Raw genomic sequence first — 18,216 nt, forward strand, 5'->3', positions numbered from 1 at the left:
TCAGGGTTGATTTATTTAGATAGGATATCAATATACTTAACTTGTTCAGGGAACCAAACGGTCATTTCGCCCTTACCGCGGTTGGCCCACGAATAATATGGAATAGCGGTTAAAGTACTGTTGGTGGTAGTTACATTTTGGCCGGCCTCATCAACCTGGATGCTTTTCACTTCGGCCTTTAAAACGGTAACCCCGTTTAGCAGATCGGCATTATACGATGGGGTAAAAACAACATCTTTAGCAACAATAAAGCTGCTGGGCTTGCCTGCATTATCCTTCCATTCGGCACAATACATGATGGGGCCACGTTGTATGGCAATCTTACCGTTATCGTCCTTTAGTTTATCATTGGCTACTACCCTCTGCACATCCATAGGCAAATTAAGCTCAACACGGTCGTTCTTTTTCCACTTTTTGCTGATAACCGCATAGCCATTCTGCATTTGATAATCAACCGCTTTTCCGTTTACCTTGATCTCAATTTTTTGTGCCGATGCTTTTTCATAAGCATACAGATCAGATGGAATGGCTTTATCCTGTGCCCAACCCGGTATGCGGATCCTGAGGTTCATATCCAAAGCCGAAGCCGGGTCAATAGTAAACGCCAAAGCACCATCCCAGGGGTAATTATTTTGCTGGGTAATTTTAACTTCTTTATTATTTACCTTAAAATTTCCTGAACCACTGATGAACAGGTTCACATAAACATCCTTACCGTTTTGCGCATACATATAACCCGGAATGGAAGGCAGCAAGCGCACAACATTGGTAGGGCAACACGAACAGGTAAACCAGCCCGAGCGCTCACGCTCAATATCGGGATGGGTAAAACTATCCCTGATCTGCATGGCATTGGTGTAAAAAAATGATTTACCATCAAGCCCTACGCCCGATATTAGTCCGTTATACAAGGTTTTTTCCAATAGGTCGATATATTTTGAATCACCATGCAGTAAAAACATGCGCTGGTTCCAAAACACATTGCCTATGGCTGCACAGGTTTCATTATAAGCAGTGGTGTTGGGCAACTCGTAATTATCGCCAAAGCGCTCGCCATCGCCAACGGCACCTATACTACCCTGCACATATATTTTTTTGCTTACCATGTTATCCCATATCTTATCAATGGCGGCAAGGTATTCTTTATCGCCGGTAAGGGCAGCTACATCGGCCATACCCGAGTACAGGTACATAGCTCTTACGGCATGCCCCTCGGCTTCATCCTGGTTAACAACAGGAGTGTTGTCCTGCCAGTAAATGCCGTTTTCAAATGGGTTCTTGCTTTTTTTGTTATAATCTTTTTTACCGCGGGCATCAATAAAAAATTTGGCCAGGTCAAGGTACTCCTTTTTACCACTGATGCGGTACAGGCGCACCAAACCCATTTCCACAATTTCATGACCGGGCGCTACCTGTCTTTTGCCGGGTCCGAAAGTGCGTACCAGCAGGTCGGCATTTTTAAGGGCTATGTTCAGAAAATTACGTTTGCCGGTAGCCATAAAATGCGCCGCCGCGGCCTCAAACATGTGGCCGCAATTATACAGCTCATGGCTCATATTTTGTTCGTTAACCCAGCGCTCCGGGCCAGCCCAGGCTTGCGGGTGCAGCGGATCAATAGTGCGCGCGGTGTACAGATAGCCGTCTGGCTCCTGGGCTTTGCCTACAATAGTGATCAGCGAATCAAGGTATAGTTCCAGTTTTTTATCGGGATGAACGGCTAAAGAATAGGAAGCCCCTTCGATGGTTTTATAAATATCGGTGTCATCAAAAGGATAAGTAGTGCAAAATTTACCCGAACGGGCAGCAGCCATCTCGAAATTTTTTACCCGACCGGTACTTACACAACGTGCAAATGATGCCGGAATGGTTGCCGTGCGGTTAGTTTCAATACGCGACGTCCAAAAGTGGTCGGTAAGTTTTACACTGGTAAACGGAACCGGCTGAATGGGATAATCTTGCTGCTTTTGTGCAAAAACCCCAAAACTGCAGCATACTATTATTAATAGACAGACCTTCTTTTTCATAATTGGCTAAAGCATGAAGTGTTAAAGTTACATTTTTCGGAAATATATGAAGTGTGTATTTTACAATTATTTTCAGTAATTGCTCGGGAGTGTTCGGGTCTTCAACCCTCACAAAAAAGCGGACACCCGAACAGGCACGCTTATTGCAATACAACTGTAAGTCGATGATCTGTGCAGTCTCAAGATCGTTGCCTCTGATACCGGTTTACGAGCAAGCCGATATCAGCCAGTAAACTTAACCTGCTGTTCATGATTAGTTTTAATAGGGATCTTACTTTTAGTTATTGAAAAAACGACTCTCATGAAAAGAACATTTTTAACATCAGCACTGTTAATTTGCTGCTTTTTAGCCAGTTTTGCAGCTATTGCCGATTTTTCGGGCATGTGGACAGGTACCCTGAAAACCGATACCGGCGAAGTGTATCCCCTGCTTTATAATTTTAAGGTTGATGGCGATAAGTTAACTGGCACCGCCAAAACACCCAAAGGCGACCTGCCCATTGACGATGGTAAAGTAACCGGTACCGACTTTAAATTTACCGTTATGCTTGGCAATATGGAGATTGAGCACACCGGTAAATTCTATGACGATTCTGTTGGCGTTGATATTGCGGTTAATGGTACAAAAGCGCATACCACGCTGTTGAGGAAGAAATAGTTGAAAGAGACAAGAAGTAAGAATCAAGAGATAAGATAGAAGACTTACGAAGTTTTAAAAACTTCGTAAGTCTAACAAACTCCCGACACACTTTGTCATGCTGAACTTGTTTCAGCATCCCACAGGACAAGTGGACAATATAATATTTAACCTGCATGTGGGATGCCGAAACAAGTTCGGCATGACTATATCATTAGTATTTCTACTTATCCTCTGTAGTATCCCGCTCTACCAGTTCCATGCCGCATTTTGGGCAAACGCCAGGTTTATCTGCACTTACATCGGGGTGCATGGTGCAGGTATATTTGCCCTTCTTTTGTTTACTTTCTGTAGCTTTATCTGTCTTGTTATTACCACTGCATGCGTTAAAAGCGCTTAGTGATATAATGGCTAAAGCCAGGATTATAATTGATCTTTTCATGATTATTTGTTTTTAATAAAGGAGGCAAAGCCAAACAAGGATACTACCAGCACGCCTAAAGCGGCCAGCATACTTACAATATCGCGGATATCTTTACCAGCCCAGGTCATACCAAAGTATTTATGCAGGAAGATGAAGGATAAGCCTTCGGCCCTGTCGATACCGGCGACCTTGGTGGCCAGTTTGGATGTGGTGGTTTCTATATACCAGTTATCGCCATTAGGGTAACCCACACGCTCAACCGGCAAGCGTTTGTTGATAAACCCATATTCTTCATCAAACTGTTTAATCACATCTACCTTAACCCTGCCTTTATAGGTTTTTAAACCCGATGCGGTGGTGTGATAGTAGGAACTTAAAAACCGGGCATAATCTTCGTCGCCGAGTTCCAGTTCTTTTCCAGTTAGGGTGTTAAAGTATAAAACCTGCTTTCTGTTGTCTACCACCTGGTAATACGTGTTGTTATAAAAACTTACTATGCCTGTTTTTTTAATGGCGCTATCGGCCACAGGCAATGTCAAATTCGATACACCCAACTGCTTGCGACTGATCACTTGCCCATAATCTGCCTTGTCCGGCTCATTATTGTACAGCTTAACAAATAAATGAAACGCTCCACTTATCACAAATGTTAACATTACAAAAGACACGATAAGTCCGATCTGCCGGTGAAAACGATGAATAAAGCGTTTGTCTTCGGTACCATTGGCTTTACGGTTTTGCTGTATGGTTTTAAACTTTTTCCAGAACAAGCCATATATGGTTAACCCGCTGATCAGCGAGCACAGCAGAACGCACATAATAACCAACAAGAATCCATTACGAAAAGTATCGCCGGCAATATCGGCCAAAAACTGCCAGGTGTGGAACTGCTCAAACACCCACAAAAATGCTTTGCGGGTATTATTATTAAAAGTGCCCATGCGGCTTTGGCCTGTTTCTATATAAACATCCATCCCATCCGGGCGGTTAAATGACACCTTCCATACAGGCAGCAGGTGGTTAATAGGCTGGTATTGCCCGTCGAACGTGGTTTGTAATACCATACTTTTCAAGGTAGATGTAGAGTCCTGTGTAAAAAAACGGGCCAGGTATTCTGCATAGCTAATGTCGCCATTGGGCAGTAATGCCCCATCGGTAGCCGAGTAATATTTGTACACGCTATCCCGGCCCAAAACCTGGTAAAATGTGCCTTTGTTAAAATTTACCAGATTAAAATTCCGTAGTTCCTGCAGGTTGTTCTTATCCATCACTTGCTGAATAGATAAGGCTGATTTCATTCTGTTTTGCGACAAAGGTTTAAACACTTCTTTAGCAATCTCTGGCCTGAACCAGTTCGACATAAAAGGATGCGACAAGCCGCTCAACGTCCAAAAGATAACCGGTACCAAGCCTATTAAACCAAGTACGCGGTGCCATTTATAAAATTTACTTTTTACTGCTGGTGATGCCATAATCAATATTTTGAAAAAGAGTAACTAATGCCTAAAGTGTAAGTACGCGGCGGCGCGGCGTTATAAGTATCGCCATACTGATTACTGGTTACCGTGGTAGCATATAATTTGTTGGTCAAGTTAAGTACATTAAACCAGATGCCCGCCCCCTTTAACACGCTGCTTTTGATATCGTACCCTAAACGCAGGTTGTAAATATCATACCCGCTATATGTTTTGGTATTGGCCGGATTGGTATAATATTGGTTAATATGCTGCCACTCGGTAGCTATTCTGAAACCAGGCAGGTACATTGGTTTATAGGTAAGCTCGGAGTTAGCTATCCATGCAGGGGCATTGTTCATGCGTTTACCATTATAACTGATCACTGTATTAGCGCCTGTACTGTAATTGGTAGTAACCTCGCTATATTCTACATAGGTATGCCTCGCGTTGGTACCGCTAAACCTGAAGGTTAATTCATGAACCGGCGCCAGTGTTAAAGCATATTCAATACCCCGGTGACGGGTAGCTCCAGCATTTTGATTTTGGGTAGTATTATCGGGCAGCAACTGGTTAATGATCTCATTATGCCCTTCCAGGTCAAACAGGCTCAACTCAAAGTACAGTTTTTTATCAAATGCCGAAAACCAGCCGCCTACTTCGTAATTATCAAAAGTAGCCTGCTTTAACGGGGTTAATTGACGGGAGCTGTAGAGGTCGCCGGTTTCTGGTGGCTGGAAACCTACGCTGTAATTGGCGTAGAAACCTTTATTATGGCCCAGATCATACGTTAAACCCAGTTTGGGAGCTACAATATTAAAGTTGTTGGTTTCCTGTTGTTTGTACTTGGTTTGGCCAGCAGGTAAACCATTGCTAAAATCATAATGCACCCGGTCATACCGCAAACCGCCAACAATGCGCAGGGCCTCAACAGGTTTTATTTCGTATTGAAGATAAACGGCGGTGTTAAATAACTTAATCCTGTAATCATCAATATACTTGCCGGTATTGGTAAATCCTGTATAGTAGTTGTTCTGTACATCTTTGCTGATGTTAAGGTATTGGGCATAATACGAACTCGGACTATCGTCCACATAAGCGCCCGCAATCAAACGCGAATGCAGAAAACCAAAATCAACACGGTGCTGGGCCAGCAAGCCATAGCTTTGGAATTTTTGATCATTAACCTGTCCGCTAGAACTCAGGTATTTCCCTGTATTATCCCGTACATCTGATATATAATAGCTAGGCAGTTGCGCGGTGGAGTTATCGCGGAAAAACAAGGTTACAAAAGTGCTATTCTTATCGTTCCATTGATGATCTAACCGGGTGCTTGCCCTGAATGATTTTACTTTACGGTAGGTAAAACGCTGGTTTGACCCATAACTTCGATCATAAAAACGGGCGCTATCCAAACTGCCTGGGGTTTGTGTGTTGAGGTAATTGTAAGCCGCGGCTGTGGTTAAACGGGTAGTGGCATTAAAATCATAAGTGGTTTTAAAATTGCCCGAGTATTTATCAAAATCGGAGTAATCTTGCCAGCTGTCTTTCTGGTGGGCTATGTATCCGCCAACATACAGGCCAAACTTACCCTGACTAAAGCCACCATCCGCATCAACCCGGCGATAGTGGTAATTATCGCCCTGAACAGAGACGTTACCCGCATAACCCGACGGCGGACCTTGTGTAATAAAGTTAACCGCGCCGCCAATAGAGTTACTGCCATAAAGCGATGACGCCGGGCCTTTGATCACCTCGATATCCTTAACACCCGTCATGTTGATCTCATACAGGGAATTATGATTAAATATGCCCGTAGGGCGGATAGGTAAGCCATCCTCCATATATAGGTAAAGCGCGTTATAGGTAATAGGCTGACGGATGGCCATAGTGTGCTGCTCGTTACCTAAATTAACCATGTAAACGCCGGCTACTTTGTTTAATAACTGGTACAATGCCGTCGCTTTTGTATCTTTTATTTGGGTGGAATTTATTTTGCTGATGGCGATGGGCGCATCCTGCCGGGCCTGGCCCTCTCTGCTTGCGGTTACTACCACAGGCTGTAAGTCGACAGTAGAAGGTTCTAAAGCGATATCGAGGTTTTGCCCTTTTAGGGCGGCGATCTCAATAATGCGCGCATTATAGCCAACCATGGCAAATTTAAGCCGGGTAATGCCTTGCGCATTTATAGTAAAACGCCCCTTTGCATTAGTAGTAGCCAGTTTTGTGCCATTTACTGCATCGGCATTACAGATTGATGCACCCACAAGTGCCTCGTGTGTATTGGTATCTGTTATAGTACCCTGCAGCGTGGTTTGACTAAAAACCGAAGTTGAAAGAGATAAAAAAAGTATATATAGGATTAGATATAGTTTCATGTATAAAGTATCAGGAGCGATACGCTCCGGGTATAAAATTTTAGTATAGGAATGGGTTTCCCGGGATTTTGGTTTGATGATGACCACTGTCATTCGACCGTAGCGAGAAATCTTATACGATTAATATGCATCGTGTATAAGATCTCTCCTCGTACCTCGTTCGAGATGACATTGAGCTTTATTGCTTTTTAACTACTTTGTCATTGCGAGCGATAGCGCGGCAATCTCATCGTTTATGTTCGTCACCTGTCCTGTGAGATTGCTTCGTTCCTCGCAATGATATGATGAAAATCTGCAATGACGACAAAACAATCACCATGCAAAAGCATACGACAAAGCCATCAAATAAAATCCGGGAAAATAAAATGGGGTTATCCTAACTGCGGAGGGCGGAAAACTGCACCAACACGGTTAACCGGTAAGGTACAATCAAAGGGGGTTACAATAATTTGCAACAAGCTGGAGTGGAATTTAATATCAGTTGAACTGATAACATAAACCTCCTGAAAGAGGCTCTTTTGCGATTGCCTTTCATCGCTGGCCTGCTTATCCTCTGCCTGTTTTATCTTTTTCGCGAAATAGCATTTACCATCACAGTGCAACCAGGGTCTATTCCGGTTTTCGCAAAGTTTGGTGGCAATGTAATTCCTGTTCAGTTCAAAACCCGCATAAATAAAAAAACGCGAGAAATTAACTGTAACCAGTGAAATGATGAGTAAATAGGCTGTAATACGTTGCAGCATGTTGGCGCAAAGGTAGTAGCTAAGCTTTTAATATGCAACGGTAAATAAAAAAAACAAATTAATTACTCCGTTTCAATACAGCACTTAGGTGTTCGCCTTTATAAACAATATGCAGTTTAATGGAGTCCGGGTAAAGTTTACCGGTATGCGGGGCATTACCATCGGGCACGGGCACGTTAAATGAAAAGTCATTGCCGTTTATCATGCCATCAGTAATGTTTGCATCACATTGTGGCATATGTGCGGTTCCGGTAAGTTTGCCGCTGTCTATTTTAAAGGTATAGCTCAGCTCAAAGGTACTGTTATCCGGAAGTTTTAACGTACCAGTCCACTTTCCGTTTATATCGTTCACAGCGGCAAAACAAACTACAAAAAACACGATTAACGCGGTAGTTGCAACTATCTTTTTTTTCATGGCAGGGGGCTTTGCTGTCAGCAACTAATAACGTGCTGTTATGGAGATACAATTGCCCTCTTAAAAAGTTTGATAAATAAAAAAACCTTACCGATTAGTAAGGAATCCAGCCCTCCCTGGCAGGGAGGGCTCCAAAAAAGTTGGCCCCATCCAAAGGATCTTTAGACAGGGCTTTTTATTATTTCTTTTCTTCTGGTCTTTTTAATACGGAGTGTATTTTTGAACCATTGATCTCCAGGTCAATAGCGGTTGAGTCGCCATAAAATTTACCGGTATGAGGTATATCCATACCACTGGTGGTTACATTGAATGAAAAAGTGGTACCATCTGTTTTACCTGCGGCTATCTGTACATCACCTTCGGGGGTTAAAGCAGTGCCGGTTAATTTATCGCCGTCTATCTTAAAATTATACAGCAAAGGATATTCTGAACCATCGCCCATAACCAATTTTCCGGCCCATTTACCATTAAGGTCAGCAATAGCAGCAAGGCAAACCATAAAACAGCCTACCAGCATCGTAGTAGTAAAAATCTTTCTTTTCATATTGAGTTTTTATTTACCTAAGATAATGTGTTTTTTGTTAAAAATCTATTAAGCATAAATTATTTAAAACACCACAATTTGGCTTTATTTAAAGCTAAAGCGCACAGTTATGTTATTTATTTTTACATATTAACTGAATGTTATTTAGTGGCGCAAATATTTGTTTAATTTTGACGCGATGAAAAAAGTGGAAGTATTAAAGCTGATGGACTTGATTGAAGATATCAAGAAACTTGATGACTTGATTGTGCTCAGTCGTAAAAAAAAGACTTCTGATTTTGTACTGAACCAATACGAGGCGAAAAAGATCAAGATGGTAGGCTCCATTATTAATGAGCTGGCCAACCCACCTATTCAATCAATAGAAAGCTACCTGATCATAAAAAAGATACTAAACAAATACTACCCCAACATAGCCGAAGATGAGCTGATAACTGATAGCGATATTGGTAAGATTATAGCTGTTATTGAAGGGTAGTGCCTTTACTTTTTTCGTTGTCTATTGTTTTTATAGGTACTCAAGAGGGTTGCGCCGTTTGTTGCACCAAAAGTAACAAAAGTGCTTTTTTCTGTCTTGATCTTTTGGTTACTTTTGTATCAAGACAAAAGTAACAGCCTCAGTGGCAATTGAGCACTCTGCGATTTGCTTAGCCAACATAAAAGCACTCTCCGCTTACATCAAAATCAGTAAATACCCGCCATGGGCTCAGACTCTGTTACCCCTCCGTCCTTCCAAAACGTTGTTGATGGGTGAAAATGCTTCCAGGAACGCCAGTACTCCTGATAAGCTTGTATTTTGATTAACTGCTGTCCTTTTTGCGGACCAGACGTGCATACACCATCCCAGTCCCAAACCGAAGCTGTTTCCTCATCGGTAAGCAGGCCATTATTATCCAGGTTAAAGTGCAGTGTTTTACCCTTTATAGTACTGTTCCATGCATGGTATGTAAGGCTGTCTTTTTCAATACCTATCAGCAGGGAGCTGTGGTCAAGTTCATCATTAAGCAGGCGTTTGTTATTCAGGTGGCGCCAGTCATAAGCCCGGGCCTGGCCATTTACAATTACACCTATTACCCAGCTTTTTTTGATCAGCGAATCTTTGTTTTTAAGCGTACTATCGCGATCAACTATTTGTATGCGGTCGTAATTTTTCAGGTCGGCATAATCAGTAGTATACAATTTATCAGGCTGCATAATGACCGATGTTGGGTGCTTTTGCAGCCAGGCGCCCAGGGTTGATTGCTCATAAGGCAATTCCTTTAATTGCTTACCTTTTAACTCGCCAACGGCGGCATTACCAGTAGCCTGGTACCACCATGTTTTGGTGCTTTCATCTTCAATAATGGCATTATAATGCCTTGCGCCCACCAGTCTAAAATTTTGCTTTACACCGTTTATAACCGGACTATATACCCTGCCCGTGCGGCACATGGTGCAATAAGTTACCAAAACTGGCACCTCACCTACCTGATCCTGCACTTTATGATGATAACCCAGATAAACCACCGGATAGGCTTTTGCAACACCGTTGTTTATCACACCGATCACCAGAAAGTTTAGCGGAACTCTATTAGTAAGACCATTGGCAAACTTTGCCGACGCCGTTTCCTTAAACATGCTTTCGGCTTTGTAGGCAATATCAGTAAAGTAAAAACTGCCCATGCATAGTAATAACACCACTGCCTTTACAATTTTGCCTTTTGTTGAGTTTTTTGCATAATATTTAAACAGGTACCAAACAACAAGCAAGACACCCACTATACGTAGCGGATTAACAATTTTTTCGAGATAATAGCATACAGTAATAGCGTTCAGATCCTGGCTACCCGGAAAAGGCATCAGCAGATAAGCGTGCACCAGTCCCGGCAATATCAACAACATAAAGCCCCACCAAAATATCCCCGTTCTGTTTTGATCTTTCATTATACTTCGGGGGTTAAGGCGGCATACCTGTTTGGCGATGGCAGGTAACCACTTGTTTTAAGTATGCCTGCAAGTCTGCCGTAAAAAGCAGGATCGGTTGGTGTTACGCTGGCAAGGCCATCCACATAACGGTTATATAAGCTAAACAAAGCGGCAATCAGTACAGTATCATGGATCTCAAGATCGGTAGCCCCGGCTTCTCTTGCATTTGCTACCAGTTCCGGGGTAACGTTTTTACCGTTTACCTGGGTTTGGCGGGCAATTTCCAGCAGGTATTTCATTTTTTCGCTCACAGGCGCATTGTCCGGATCGTTCTTTACCTTTTCAGAAGTTTCAGTTTCGCCTAAAAGCGCATCAGCCGCAGCGGTATGGGCATTGGTGCAAAACCTGCATTGATTACCATTACTAACCACTGTGGCAATCAGTTCGCGCTCACCTTCGGTAAGGGTCGATTCGCCCCTTAAAAGTATCTGGGTGAGTTGCCTGATAGGCAAAGCAGTATCCTGACGATAGTTCAATAAACCTGTAATTCCGGGCAGGTTTTCGTCCAATGGTATGTATGGCATATCAATAGTTAGGGGTTACCGGTTTGCACCGACCAATAAATATAACAATCTGGTTTATAATTATTTCGAATTTATTAAAAATTACTTTTACAAAGAAAAAACACAGCATAATTATTTTTGAGTGTAAAACCAGCTTTTTCCCGCTTTTATTAAACACTACTGTTTTTTACCGTTCTCTACGCTTTTGATCTCTTCTTTGCGGTCTTTTTTAAAATCGAAATTGTTAAAATCAGTTGTTTGCGGTATATCCAGTGTAAAACTGCTCAACGGGTCAACTTCAACGGTAATGTCTTCGGCAATCAGGTCAACCACATGCCCTCCAAACACTTTATCGGCCGATAAAAAATGAAAATGATAGCCGGCAATATGAGGGCCTTCCATAAACTTAGGAATTCTGAAACCTACCAGGTCGCCCTGCAAATCGGCATGGTCAAAAAAATGCTGCTTGTCAAGTAACTCGGCAAGGGGTAAATAAGGCTTATCTGCCGGCGGAAACGCACGGGCCTTAACCAATTTAAATTTACCGCTGATATGTATAGCATAAATACCGTTTTGGTTGGTAAGCAAGCTATCCAGGTAACTGTAAAACGCAGCTTTGTTTAGCGTACCGCTATGTTTATAAACCTTAACAGGGTGAAAGAAACAAGCGATTGCATAAGGTGTTTTGCCGGTATCAGCAAGTTGGGTAGTTTTGCCGGTATATTGCGTTTTATACAAATTGCCTTTAAATATTAACAGTTCGCCATCTACACGGTCGGGCGCACCCAGGCCAAAATCGCCGTGCTGTTTAAGCTGTTTATAGGGGTACCACGCATCATACAGCCCGGCTATAAATGCGGAGGCAATACCCGCACTAAACAAATTATTATCGTTAAGGTTAGCCGGCTTCGCCTTTTGCTGCGCAACTGATGTAAAACTATAACAGATAAGTACTGTTAAAAGGCAAAAACACAGGTAGTTTCTTTTCATCATCATATATGGTAGTTGGGGTTTACAAAGCAATTGTTTTATGGGCATGTGTACAAATATTATAAGTACAAATATTTTAAGCTGCCGGGAATTTTACTTTGCCCTTACGGGGATGCCACGCGGGTATGTTAGTTTTGTGTATCAATAAAAGAAATAACATGAAGATAGAAATATGGTCTGATGTGATGTGCCCCTTCTGCTACATTGGTAAACGAAGATTTGAAGAGGCCCTGCAGCATTCCGGACACCAGGACCAGGTAGAAATAGAGTGGAAAAGCTTTCAGCTAAATCCTGATATGAAAACTGATCCGACCCTAAATATTACGCAATACCTTGCTGATGCAAAAGGCTGGACACTGGATTATGCCCGGCAAATGAATGACCATGTGACCCAAATGGCTGCAGAAGTTGGTCTTACCTATAATTTTGACAGATCGGTTGTGGCCAATAGTTTTAATGCCCACAGATTTAGTCACCTGGCCAAGAAACATAATCTTGGTGATAAAGCTGAAGAAGCTTTATTCAAATCATATTTTACCGATGGATTGAATATTGATGATCAGGATACCCTTATTAAACTTGGTACTGAAATAGGTCTTGATGCCGAAGAAGTGAAGCTGGTGCTTGATAGCGGCACCTATGCCGATGATGTAAAACATGATATTGCCGAAGCGCAGCATCTGGGTATAAGAGGGGTTCCGTTCTTTGTGTTAAACAACAAATACGGCATATCCGGCGCACAGGCCGTTCCGGTGTTTCAGGAAACAATTGAAAAATCATTTACCGAATGGCAGCTGGAAAACAAAAAACCTGCACTAACCATAATTGAAGGTGAATCATGTTCGCCCGATGGTGATTGCAATTAATGATATATTATACAGGCATCCGCAGTTTAAAAATACTGTGGGTGCCCTCCTAAGTCACTTCTCTATTTCCGCCCGCTTTTTCCCATTTTCACCTATAGCTTACCTTGTTTGCAGCTATGCATACAAACGCAACCGTTAAATAGTTTTAATATTTTTTAATAAGCCTAAACAATTATTATCTTTAGTACGGGTAAAACCTTATCATAAATGTGTGTATGAAAAACCTGTACAAGGCGGCTACTTTTTTGTTTTTACTTACGGCCATTAATAGCTGTAAACCAGACCCGGATATTTATCCAACCAAAATCATCCCTATTCCCGGGTATATCAAACCAGATACGAGCGCTGCAAGTACGGGAGATTACTATTTGAAAGGTACTTTAAATGGCCAGGCATTAAACTGGCAGGAAACTGATGGCTTTGATGGCTGGGTTACGGGATCAGCCTCGGCTACTTCAAATGACCAGGGCGAAATTACAGGCAGCCTTACCGCGTTATTATCAGATTCTAAAGAGTTTAAACCACAATTTGGGGTTGAAATTGGCATGTTTCACGCCTTGCCTAATGATGATAAATCAGTAGTTTTCAAGTCGTTTGTTAAAACGGGCACATGGAATTTTGGAACAGATCATGATGCCGCCGACGCCAAATTTGTATCAATTACTTATGTAGATAGCCAGGGCAAATTATATACAAGTGCAAAAGGAGGAGCACAAACAGGCAGTGTTAATATTGTATCCATAACTTCGGTACCAGCTGAAATTGGAAGGGAAGAGGGACTAAAAATTAAACTTACTTTTTCCTGTATGTTGTATCCCATAGATGGGACAGGCGCTTCTTTAACATTAACAAATGCGGAAGCTACCGTATGGCTGGAAAATGGTTTATAATTTTTTTATTCGCGTTAAAGTCCTAATTCACACTAAAGTAAAAAACGATTTAGCGTATTAAAGTATAAAATAATTGCTATATCTTTGTAAACACAAGCAATAGTGTACTTTTTACACTTTGATGCCATAATTACAATGATCGACGCACTTGAATTACCAGTCTTAACATCAAAAAAAGCACTCCGCATTGCTGTTGGAGCTATGTTTTTTATGGCTGGATTAAGCTTTTCAAGCTGGGCATCACGTATTGCAACAGTTCAGCAAACCATGGGCCTTTCTGATGCCGCCCTGGGCGCTGTTTTATTTTCGCTCCCTGTAGGTTTAATGTGCTCCCTTCCGTTTTCGGGCTGGATCATCACTAAAATAGGCAGCCGCAAATTACTGATCAGCGCTTTACTGGTATACGCTACAGCTTTGGTAAGCCTGGGTTTGGCGCAAAATACATTTCAGCTTATTATTTGCCTGGTATGTTTTGGCTTTAGCAGTAACGCGGTTAACATATCCGTTAATACACAGGCCGTAGCTACCGAGGAGTTGTATAAAAGACCAATAATGGCTTCGTTCCACGGTTTATGGAGCCTGGCTGGATTTGCTGGTGCAGGCGTAGGCACTTTTATGATAGCCAATAACATTTCCCCCCTTTATCATTTTTTGCTGATGCTGGTGGTTATTTTTACAGGGGTGATTATAGCTGCACGGTATTTAAAAGATGATAAAGTAACCGATCCCGGCCCCGTATTTGTAATGCCCGATCATTCCCTGATAAAGCTGGGCGTTATTGCCTTTTGTTCCATGATATGCGAAGGCGCGATGTTTGACTGGAGCGTTATTTATTTCAAGAAAGTAGTACTTGCACCACCAGCTTTTGTAGGTGTAGGTTTTACGGCTTTTATGTTAACCATGGCGGCCGGCAGGTTCAGAGCCGATTGGTTTGCTCACCGCTATGGCTTAAAACGCACCCTGCAAGTTAGCGGTGCATTAACCGCCACAGGATTATTAATAGCTGTGGCATTTCCGTATGTATATACCGCTATTGCGGGTTTCTTATTGGTAGGTGTGGGCGTATCATCAGTAGTGCCCATGGTATTTAGCGCGGCAGGTAAGTCAAAAACCATGCAACCGGGTGTTGCCCTGGCGGCAGTATCAACCATAGGCTTTTTGGGATTTTTAGTTGGGCCACCTATTATTGGTTTTATTGCCGGCATGGCTACCTTAAGGGTATCATTTATACTTATAGCTGCTATGGGTGTTTCGGTAGTGATTGTATCGTCAAAAGCCAAGATCTGATCATTCCTCATTCAGATCTGCCTCACTGGGATTAAGCAGGTATTCAAATTGCTCATATCCATTATGAAAAATAAAGTTCAAGCGCTCTTTAGGCAATTCAATATCCAGGGACATTAACCCTAAGGTTTGCGGCAGGTTATCCCGTATTAATTTAAGGTCGGTTACATGGGGCATGTCAATAAATATATCCTCGCCCCGGGCTTCAATTTTCCATCCCTGCAAGTGAGCATTATTCAATACATCGATCCATTTTTGCTGATAAACATTCATAATTCTTTTTTATTATTAAAGGTTTAACCCGTTTAATTGGTTTTAAATATTTGAGGTTGATTAATAGTTTAATACCCGCAATCTGATTATCTGCATAATCAAAACATCATCGGTTATTTAATTCCGCCTGATAAAAATTCCTTAATTTAGGCAGCATGAGGCAGCCATCTCCTATTGATAAAATTACCGCACCAGTAAATAAGTTTATACACCAGGAGCATACCAGTGGTATTGTACTTTTTATAAGTGTTTTAGTTGCTATTATATGGGTAAACTCTCCCTTGCAACACTTTTATCATGATCTGTGGGACATTAAACTCTCCTTAGGCTTTGGTGGCTATGTTCTTGATCACTCCCTTCACCTGTGGATAAATGATGGCCTGATGGCTGTATTCTTTTTCGTGATCGGACTTGAATTAAAGCGGGAATTTATGGCCGGCGAGCTATCCACTATAAAAAAAGCGTCGTTACCCATGGTTGCCGCCCTGGGCGGGATGCTGGTACCTGCCCTTATTTACTTTTTTATTAATAAAGGCACAACAGCCGAACATGGCTGGGGCATACCTATGGCAACTGATATCGCTTTTGCACTTGCACTGCTTTCTATTGCCGGTAAACATATCCCAACATCGGTAAAAGTATTCTTATCCGCATTGGCTGTCGCTGATGATCTGGGCGCGGTGCTGGTAATAGCTATATTTTACAGTTCGCACATAGCATTAATGCCATTAACCATAGGTATGTGGCTATTGGTGATCCTGCTTATAGGCAATAAATTGGGTATACGGAGCATTATTTTTTACCTGGTAATAGGCTTTGGGGTTTGGGTAGCCTTTTTATTATCTGGTGTACATGCCACTATTGCAGGTGTGCTGGTAGCCTTTACCATCCCGGCACGAACAAGGATCAACGAAAAAAATTATGCCGAAAGCCTGCGTAAGCTTTTGTTTGATTTTGAAAAGGCCATTCCCAACAACAGCACTTTAACCACACCCGAGCAGCACGATACTATTGAAAAAATAAAAGAACTAAGCATGGATGCCGAAACCCCATTGCAAAAAGTGGAGTTCGCGCTGCACCCCTGGGTAGCCTTTGTGGTAATGCCGCTTTTTGCTTTGGCAAATGCGGGGATTGTTATTGGCTCCAACTTTTTTTCGTCACTGGTTAACCCGGTGAGTTTGGGGGTAGCAGTTGGCTTATTGGCCGGTAAGTTTATAGGTGTATTGCTGGCTACCTGGCTCATGGTAAAGTTTGGTGCACAATTACCCGCTAAAGCCAGCTGGAAACAAATAGTTGGCGTAGCACTGTTGGCCGGTGTTGGTTTTACCATGTCGTTGTTTATATCCGGCCTTGCCTTTACTCACCCCGAAATGATTGATCAGGCTAAATATGGCATCTTGTTGGCATCACTACTGGCTGGTGTGCTTGGAGTGATGATGTTGAAAAAGTCATGAATGGTTAGTATGATTTGCTATGTAAATTAGGCTAAAGCCATTCTTAATTATTTTCATTGCATCTACCGCCAGTTCAAGCGTCCTCCGCTTGAACTTACATAAGGGTAAGCGCCTACGCTTACATATGCAATTATTTAAAGTAAGCGTGGACGCTTACCCAGGACGTTATTCAAGCGTGGACGCTTGAACAGGCAATGTGCATCCTTCGTTTGAACTGGCAAAGAACTCACCACTCAAAACTACTTACTCAAATTAGGCCTGCCATACACACCCAATGGCGTTAACCTGTTTTGAAACATGATTTGCTGGCTGCTGTAAAATTTTATAAAATCATCGGCACTGGCCTGACCAGGATATGGTGCATAATAATGATCTGTACGGCCATTGCGCCATGCCATTACGTATGATACTTTATGTTTTGACAGGGTTGGCAATAACACTTTAGTCCACCAATCGGCCATGGGAATTTGCTCATAGCCGGTTTCGGGCAGACAAGCTAATTTGTGGTGCCTGGCGGCGATGGCATCTAAAATGGTAAGGCGTTTATCCAGCTTGGCCTGGTAGTAAGGAACGCTTTTGGTGCAGTAATTATCAAAGCCAATAAAATCGGCATAATCATCGCCGGGGTAGCGTTCCAGGAATTGCTCTTCCGAGTCAAAATCAGCTACTGAATATACGATGAGTAAATTGTGCAGTTTTTTATTTTTACGCAGGTAATCAACGGTAAATTGCCATAGTGTTTTAAATTCATCGGGCGTGCTGGTATTTTTACACCACCAGAACCAGTTACCCGTAAGCTCATGAAACGGCCTGAAAAGAATAGGGATAGCCTCGCCCTGCGACCCTTTCAGATCAGCAATATAGGCTGCCGCTTTATCAAGCCAGCTTACGTAAACGTCATGGTAAGCCCCTCCGAGGATCAGGTCTTTCACCGTGTGCTGGGTGGTATCCCAGGCGGTTTTGCCATTGGCCGGGTTATCCATATGCCAGCAGTAGGTGTTAATGCCACCGCGCTCATAGGCATCTTTTACCAATTGCTTTTGCAGTTTAAATGGTATGCCGTTAATATCTTTAGTGCTATCATGCTCAATTTTGGCCAGGTCCCAGCCATATAAAGCCGGGTATGATCCGGTAACGCTTTTCACATCTGAGCGGTTGGGATCAAACCTCCAGCCTACGCCATACGCGGTATCGTCATGATGACCAAACATTACCCCGGTACCCAACAAACGCTGCATACTATAAAAGAGCTCCCTGGTTTCGGTAGTTGCCCTTTTATCACTGGGGCTAAATAATTGCGCATTAGCAAACAAACTGTAAAACACTAAAATCCCGGCAATGAGCACCTTAAAGCATTCCATGTAATTTCTTT

General features: G+C 42.5%; 18 protein-coding genes. 6 read left to right on the forward strand and 12 right to left on the reverse strand.

Features of this window, described 5'->3' with window-relative positions; translation table 11 throughout:
• Positions 1–11: 11 nt before the first annotated feature.
• Positions 12–2,024, reverse strand: coding sequence for a glycoside hydrolase family 127 protein (locus M2273_RS15545; protein ID WP_429398385.1), 2,013 nt, complete (start codon positions 2,022–2,024; stop codon positions 12–14).
• A 301-nt stretch (positions 2,025–2,325) separates the two neighbouring features.
• Between M2273_RS15545 and M2273_RS15550 the strand changes: the two genes are divergently transcribed.
• Positions 2,326–2,682, forward strand: coding sequence for a hypothetical protein (locus M2273_RS15550; RefSeq protein ID WP_429398387.1), 357 nt, complete (start codon positions 2,326–2,328; stop codon positions 2,680–2,682).
• Positions 2,683–2,884: 202 nt separating this feature from the next.
• Here M2273_RS15550 and M2273_RS15555 read toward each other — a convergent pair whose 3' ends face one another.
• From M2273_RS15555 to M2273_RS15580, 6 genes are all read right to left on the reverse strand, one after another.
• Positions 2,885–3,103: a heavy metal-binding domain-containing protein gene (locus M2273_RS15555; protein WP_429398389.1), complete on the reverse strand. Its 219-nt coding sequence runs from the start codon at positions 3,101–3,103 to the stop codon at positions 2,885–2,887.
• Between the two features lie 2 nt (positions 3,104–3,105).
• Complete coding sequence (locus M2273_RS15560) at positions 3,106–4,557, reverse strand: PepSY domain-containing protein (protein ID WP_429398391.1); 1,452 nt, start codon at positions 4,555–4,557, stop codon at positions 3,106–3,108.
• Between the two features lie 2 nt (positions 4,558–4,559).
• Positions 4,560–6,917 carry a TonB-dependent receptor gene (locus M2273_RS15565; RefSeq protein WP_429398393.1) on the reverse strand — a complete coding sequence of 786 codons (2,358 nt, stop codon included), beginning with the start codon at positions 6,915–6,917 and terminating at the stop codon, positions 4,560–4,562.
• Between the two features lie 371 nt (positions 6,918–7,288).
• The gene (locus tag M2273_RS15570; protein WP_429398394.1) at positions 7,289–7,660 is read right to left on the reverse strand and encodes a hypothetical protein; all 372 of its coding nucleotides are present in this window, start codon (positions 7,658–7,660) and stop codon (positions 7,289–7,291) included.
• A 58-nt stretch (positions 7,661–7,718) separates the two neighbouring features.
• Positions 7,719–8,075 (reverse strand): hypothetical protein, encoded by a 357-nt coding sequence (locus M2273_RS15575; protein WP_429398396.1) that lies wholly within the window; start codon positions 8,073–8,075, stop codon positions 7,719–7,721.
• Positions 8,076–8,253: 178 nt separating this feature from the next.
• Complete coding sequence (locus tag M2273_RS15580) at positions 8,254–8,619, reverse strand: hypothetical protein (protein WP_429398398.1); 366 nt, start codon at positions 8,617–8,619, stop codon at positions 8,254–8,256.
• Positions 8,620–8,797: 178 nt separating this feature from the next.
• Between M2273_RS15580 and M2273_RS15585 the strand changes: the two genes are divergently transcribed.
• Complete coding sequence (locus tag M2273_RS15585; RefSeq protein WP_429398400.1) at positions 8,798–9,097, forward strand: hypothetical protein; 300 nt, start codon at positions 8,798–8,800, stop codon at positions 9,095–9,097.
• Positions 9,098–9,303: 206 nt separating this feature from the next.
• Here M2273_RS15585 and M2273_RS15590 read toward each other — a convergent pair whose 3' ends face one another.
• From M2273_RS15590 to budA, 3 genes are all read right to left on the reverse strand, one after another.
• Positions 9,304–10,542: a DUF3179 domain-containing (seleno)protein gene (locus M2273_RS15590; RefSeq protein ID WP_429398402.1), complete on the reverse strand. Its 1,239-nt coding sequence runs from the start codon at positions 10,540–10,542 to the stop codon at positions 9,304–9,306.
• Complete coding sequence (locus M2273_RS15595; RefSeq protein ID WP_429398404.1) at positions 10,542–11,108, reverse strand: carboxymuconolactone decarboxylase family protein; 567 nt, start codon at positions 11,106–11,108, stop codon at positions 10,542–10,544. Before M2273_RS15595 ends, M2273_RS15590 begins: the two co-directional genes overlap by 1 nt.
• Positions 11,109–11,264: 156 nt before the next feature.
• Positions 11,265–12,125, reverse strand: coding sequence for an acetolactate decarboxylase (gene budA, locus M2273_RS15600; RefSeq protein ID WP_429398406.1), 861 nt, complete (start codon positions 12,123–12,125; stop codon positions 11,265–11,267).
• A 110-nt stretch (positions 12,126–12,235) separates the two neighbouring features.
• Here budA and M2273_RS15605 point away from each other — a divergent pair, with 110 nt between their 5' ends.
• From M2273_RS15605 to M2273_RS15615, 3 genes are all read left to right on the forward strand, one after another.
• The gene (locus M2273_RS15605) at positions 12,236–12,943 is read left to right on the forward strand and encodes a DsbA family oxidoreductase (protein ID WP_429398408.1); all 708 of its coding nucleotides are present in this window, start codon (positions 12,236–12,238) and stop codon (positions 12,941–12,943) included.
• A gap of 215 nt (positions 12,944–13,158) precedes the next feature.
• Positions 13,159–13,833, forward strand: coding sequence for a hypothetical protein (locus tag M2273_RS15610; protein WP_429398409.1), 675 nt, complete (start codon positions 13,159–13,161; stop codon positions 13,831–13,833).
• 135 nt (positions 13,834–13,968) lie between these two features.
• Positions 13,969–15,120, forward strand: coding sequence for an MFS transporter (locus tag M2273_RS15615; RefSeq protein WP_429398411.1), 1,152 nt, complete (start codon positions 13,969–13,971; stop codon positions 15,118–15,120).
• Here the strand turns inward: M2273_RS15615 and M2273_RS15620 are convergent, their stop codons facing one another.
• Entirely contained in the window at positions 15,121–15,390 is a 270-nt protein-coding gene (locus M2273_RS15620; RefSeq protein ID WP_429398413.1) for a hypothetical protein, read from the reverse strand.
• Between the two features lie 155 nt (positions 15,391–15,545).
• On the opposite strand from M2273_RS15620, the gene nhaA reads away from it, so the two are divergent.
• Positions 15,546–16,844, forward strand: coding sequence for a Na+/H+ antiporter NhaA (gene nhaA, locus M2273_RS15625; RefSeq protein ID WP_429398414.1), 1,299 nt, complete (start codon positions 15,546–15,548; stop codon positions 16,842–16,844).
• A 239-nt stretch (positions 16,845–17,083) separates the two neighbouring features.
• On the opposite strand, the gene M2273_RS15630 is transcribed toward nhaA, so the two are convergent.
• Positions 17,084–18,205: a glycoside hydrolase family 26 protein gene (locus tag M2273_RS15630; RefSeq protein ID WP_429398416.1), complete on the reverse strand. Its 1,122-nt coding sequence runs from the start codon at positions 18,203–18,205 to the stop codon at positions 17,084–17,086.
• Between the last annotated feature and the right edge of the window lie 11 nt (positions 18,206–18,216).

The sequence above is a fragment of the Mucilaginibacter lappiensis genome (assembly GCF_050433765.1).
Lineage (GTDB): Bacteria > Bacteroidota > Bacteroidia > Sphingobacteriales > Sphingobacteriaceae > Mucilaginibacter > Mucilaginibacter lappiensis_A.

Bases quoted from the DNA above. Each gene is read 5' to 3' on its own strand.
- M2273_RS15545 (WP_429398385.1), bottom strand. From the start codon at position 2,024: ATGAAAAAGAAGGTCTGTCTATTAATAATAGTATGCTGCAGTTTTGGG.
- M2273_RS15550 (WP_429398387.1), top strand. From the start codon at position 2,326: ATGAAAAGAACATTTTTAACATCAGCACTGTTAATTTGCTGCTTTTTA.
- M2273_RS15555 (WP_429398389.1), bottom strand. From the start codon at position 3,103: ATGAAAAGATCAATTATAATCCTGGCTTTAGCCATTATATCACTAAGC.
- M2273_RS15560 (WP_429398391.1), bottom strand. From the start codon at position 4,557: ATGGCATCACCAGCAGTAAAAAGTAAATTTTATAAATGGCACCGCGTA.
- M2273_RS15565 (WP_429398393.1), bottom strand. From the start codon at position 6,917: ATGAAACTATATCTAATCCTATATATACTTTTTTTATCTCTTTCAACT.
- M2273_RS15570 (WP_429398394.1), bottom strand. From the start codon at position 7,660: ATGCTGCAACGTATTACAGCCTATTTACTCATCATTTCACTGGTTACA.
- M2273_RS15575 (WP_429398396.1), bottom strand. From the start codon at position 8,075: ATGAAAAAAAAGATAGTTGCAACTACCGCGTTAATCGTGTTTTTTGTA.
- M2273_RS15580 (WP_429398398.1), bottom strand. From the start codon at position 8,619: ATGAAAAGAAAGATTTTTACTACTACGATGCTGGTAGGCTGTTTTATG.
- M2273_RS15585 (WP_429398400.1), top strand. From the start codon at position 8,798: ATGAAAAAAGTGGAAGTATTAAAGCTGATGGACTTGATTGAAGATATC.
- M2273_RS15590 (WP_429398402.1), bottom strand. From the start codon at position 10,542: ATGAAAGATCAAAACAGAACGGGGATATTTTGGTGGGGCTTTATGTTG.
- M2273_RS15595 (WP_429398404.1), bottom strand. From the start codon at position 11,108: ATGCCATACATACCATTGGACGAAAACCTGCCCGGAATTACAGGTTTA.
- budA (WP_429398406.1), bottom strand. From the start codon at position 12,125: ATGCCCATAAAACAATTGCTTTGTAAACCCCAACTACCATATATGATG.
- M2273_RS15605 (WP_429398408.1), top strand. From the start codon at position 12,236: ATGAAGATAGAAATATGGTCTGATGTGATGTGCCCCTTCTGCTACATT.
- M2273_RS15610 (WP_429398409.1), top strand. From the start codon at position 13,159: ATGAAAAACCTGTACAAGGCGGCTACTTTTTTGTTTTTACTTACGGCC.
- M2273_RS15615 (WP_429398411.1), top strand. From the start codon at position 13,969: ATGATCGACGCACTTGAATTACCAGTCTTAACATCAAAAAAAGCACTC.
- M2273_RS15620 (WP_429398413.1), bottom strand. From the start codon at position 15,390: ATGAATGTTTATCAGCAAAAATGGATCGATGTATTGAATAATGCTCAC.
- nhaA (WP_429398414.1), top strand. From the start codon at position 15,546: ATGAGGCAGCCATCTCCTATTGATAAAATTACCGCACCAGTAAATAAG.
- M2273_RS15630 (WP_429398416.1), bottom strand. From the start codon at position 18,205: ATGGAATGCTTTAAGGTGCTCATTGCCGGGATTTTAGTGTTTTACAGT.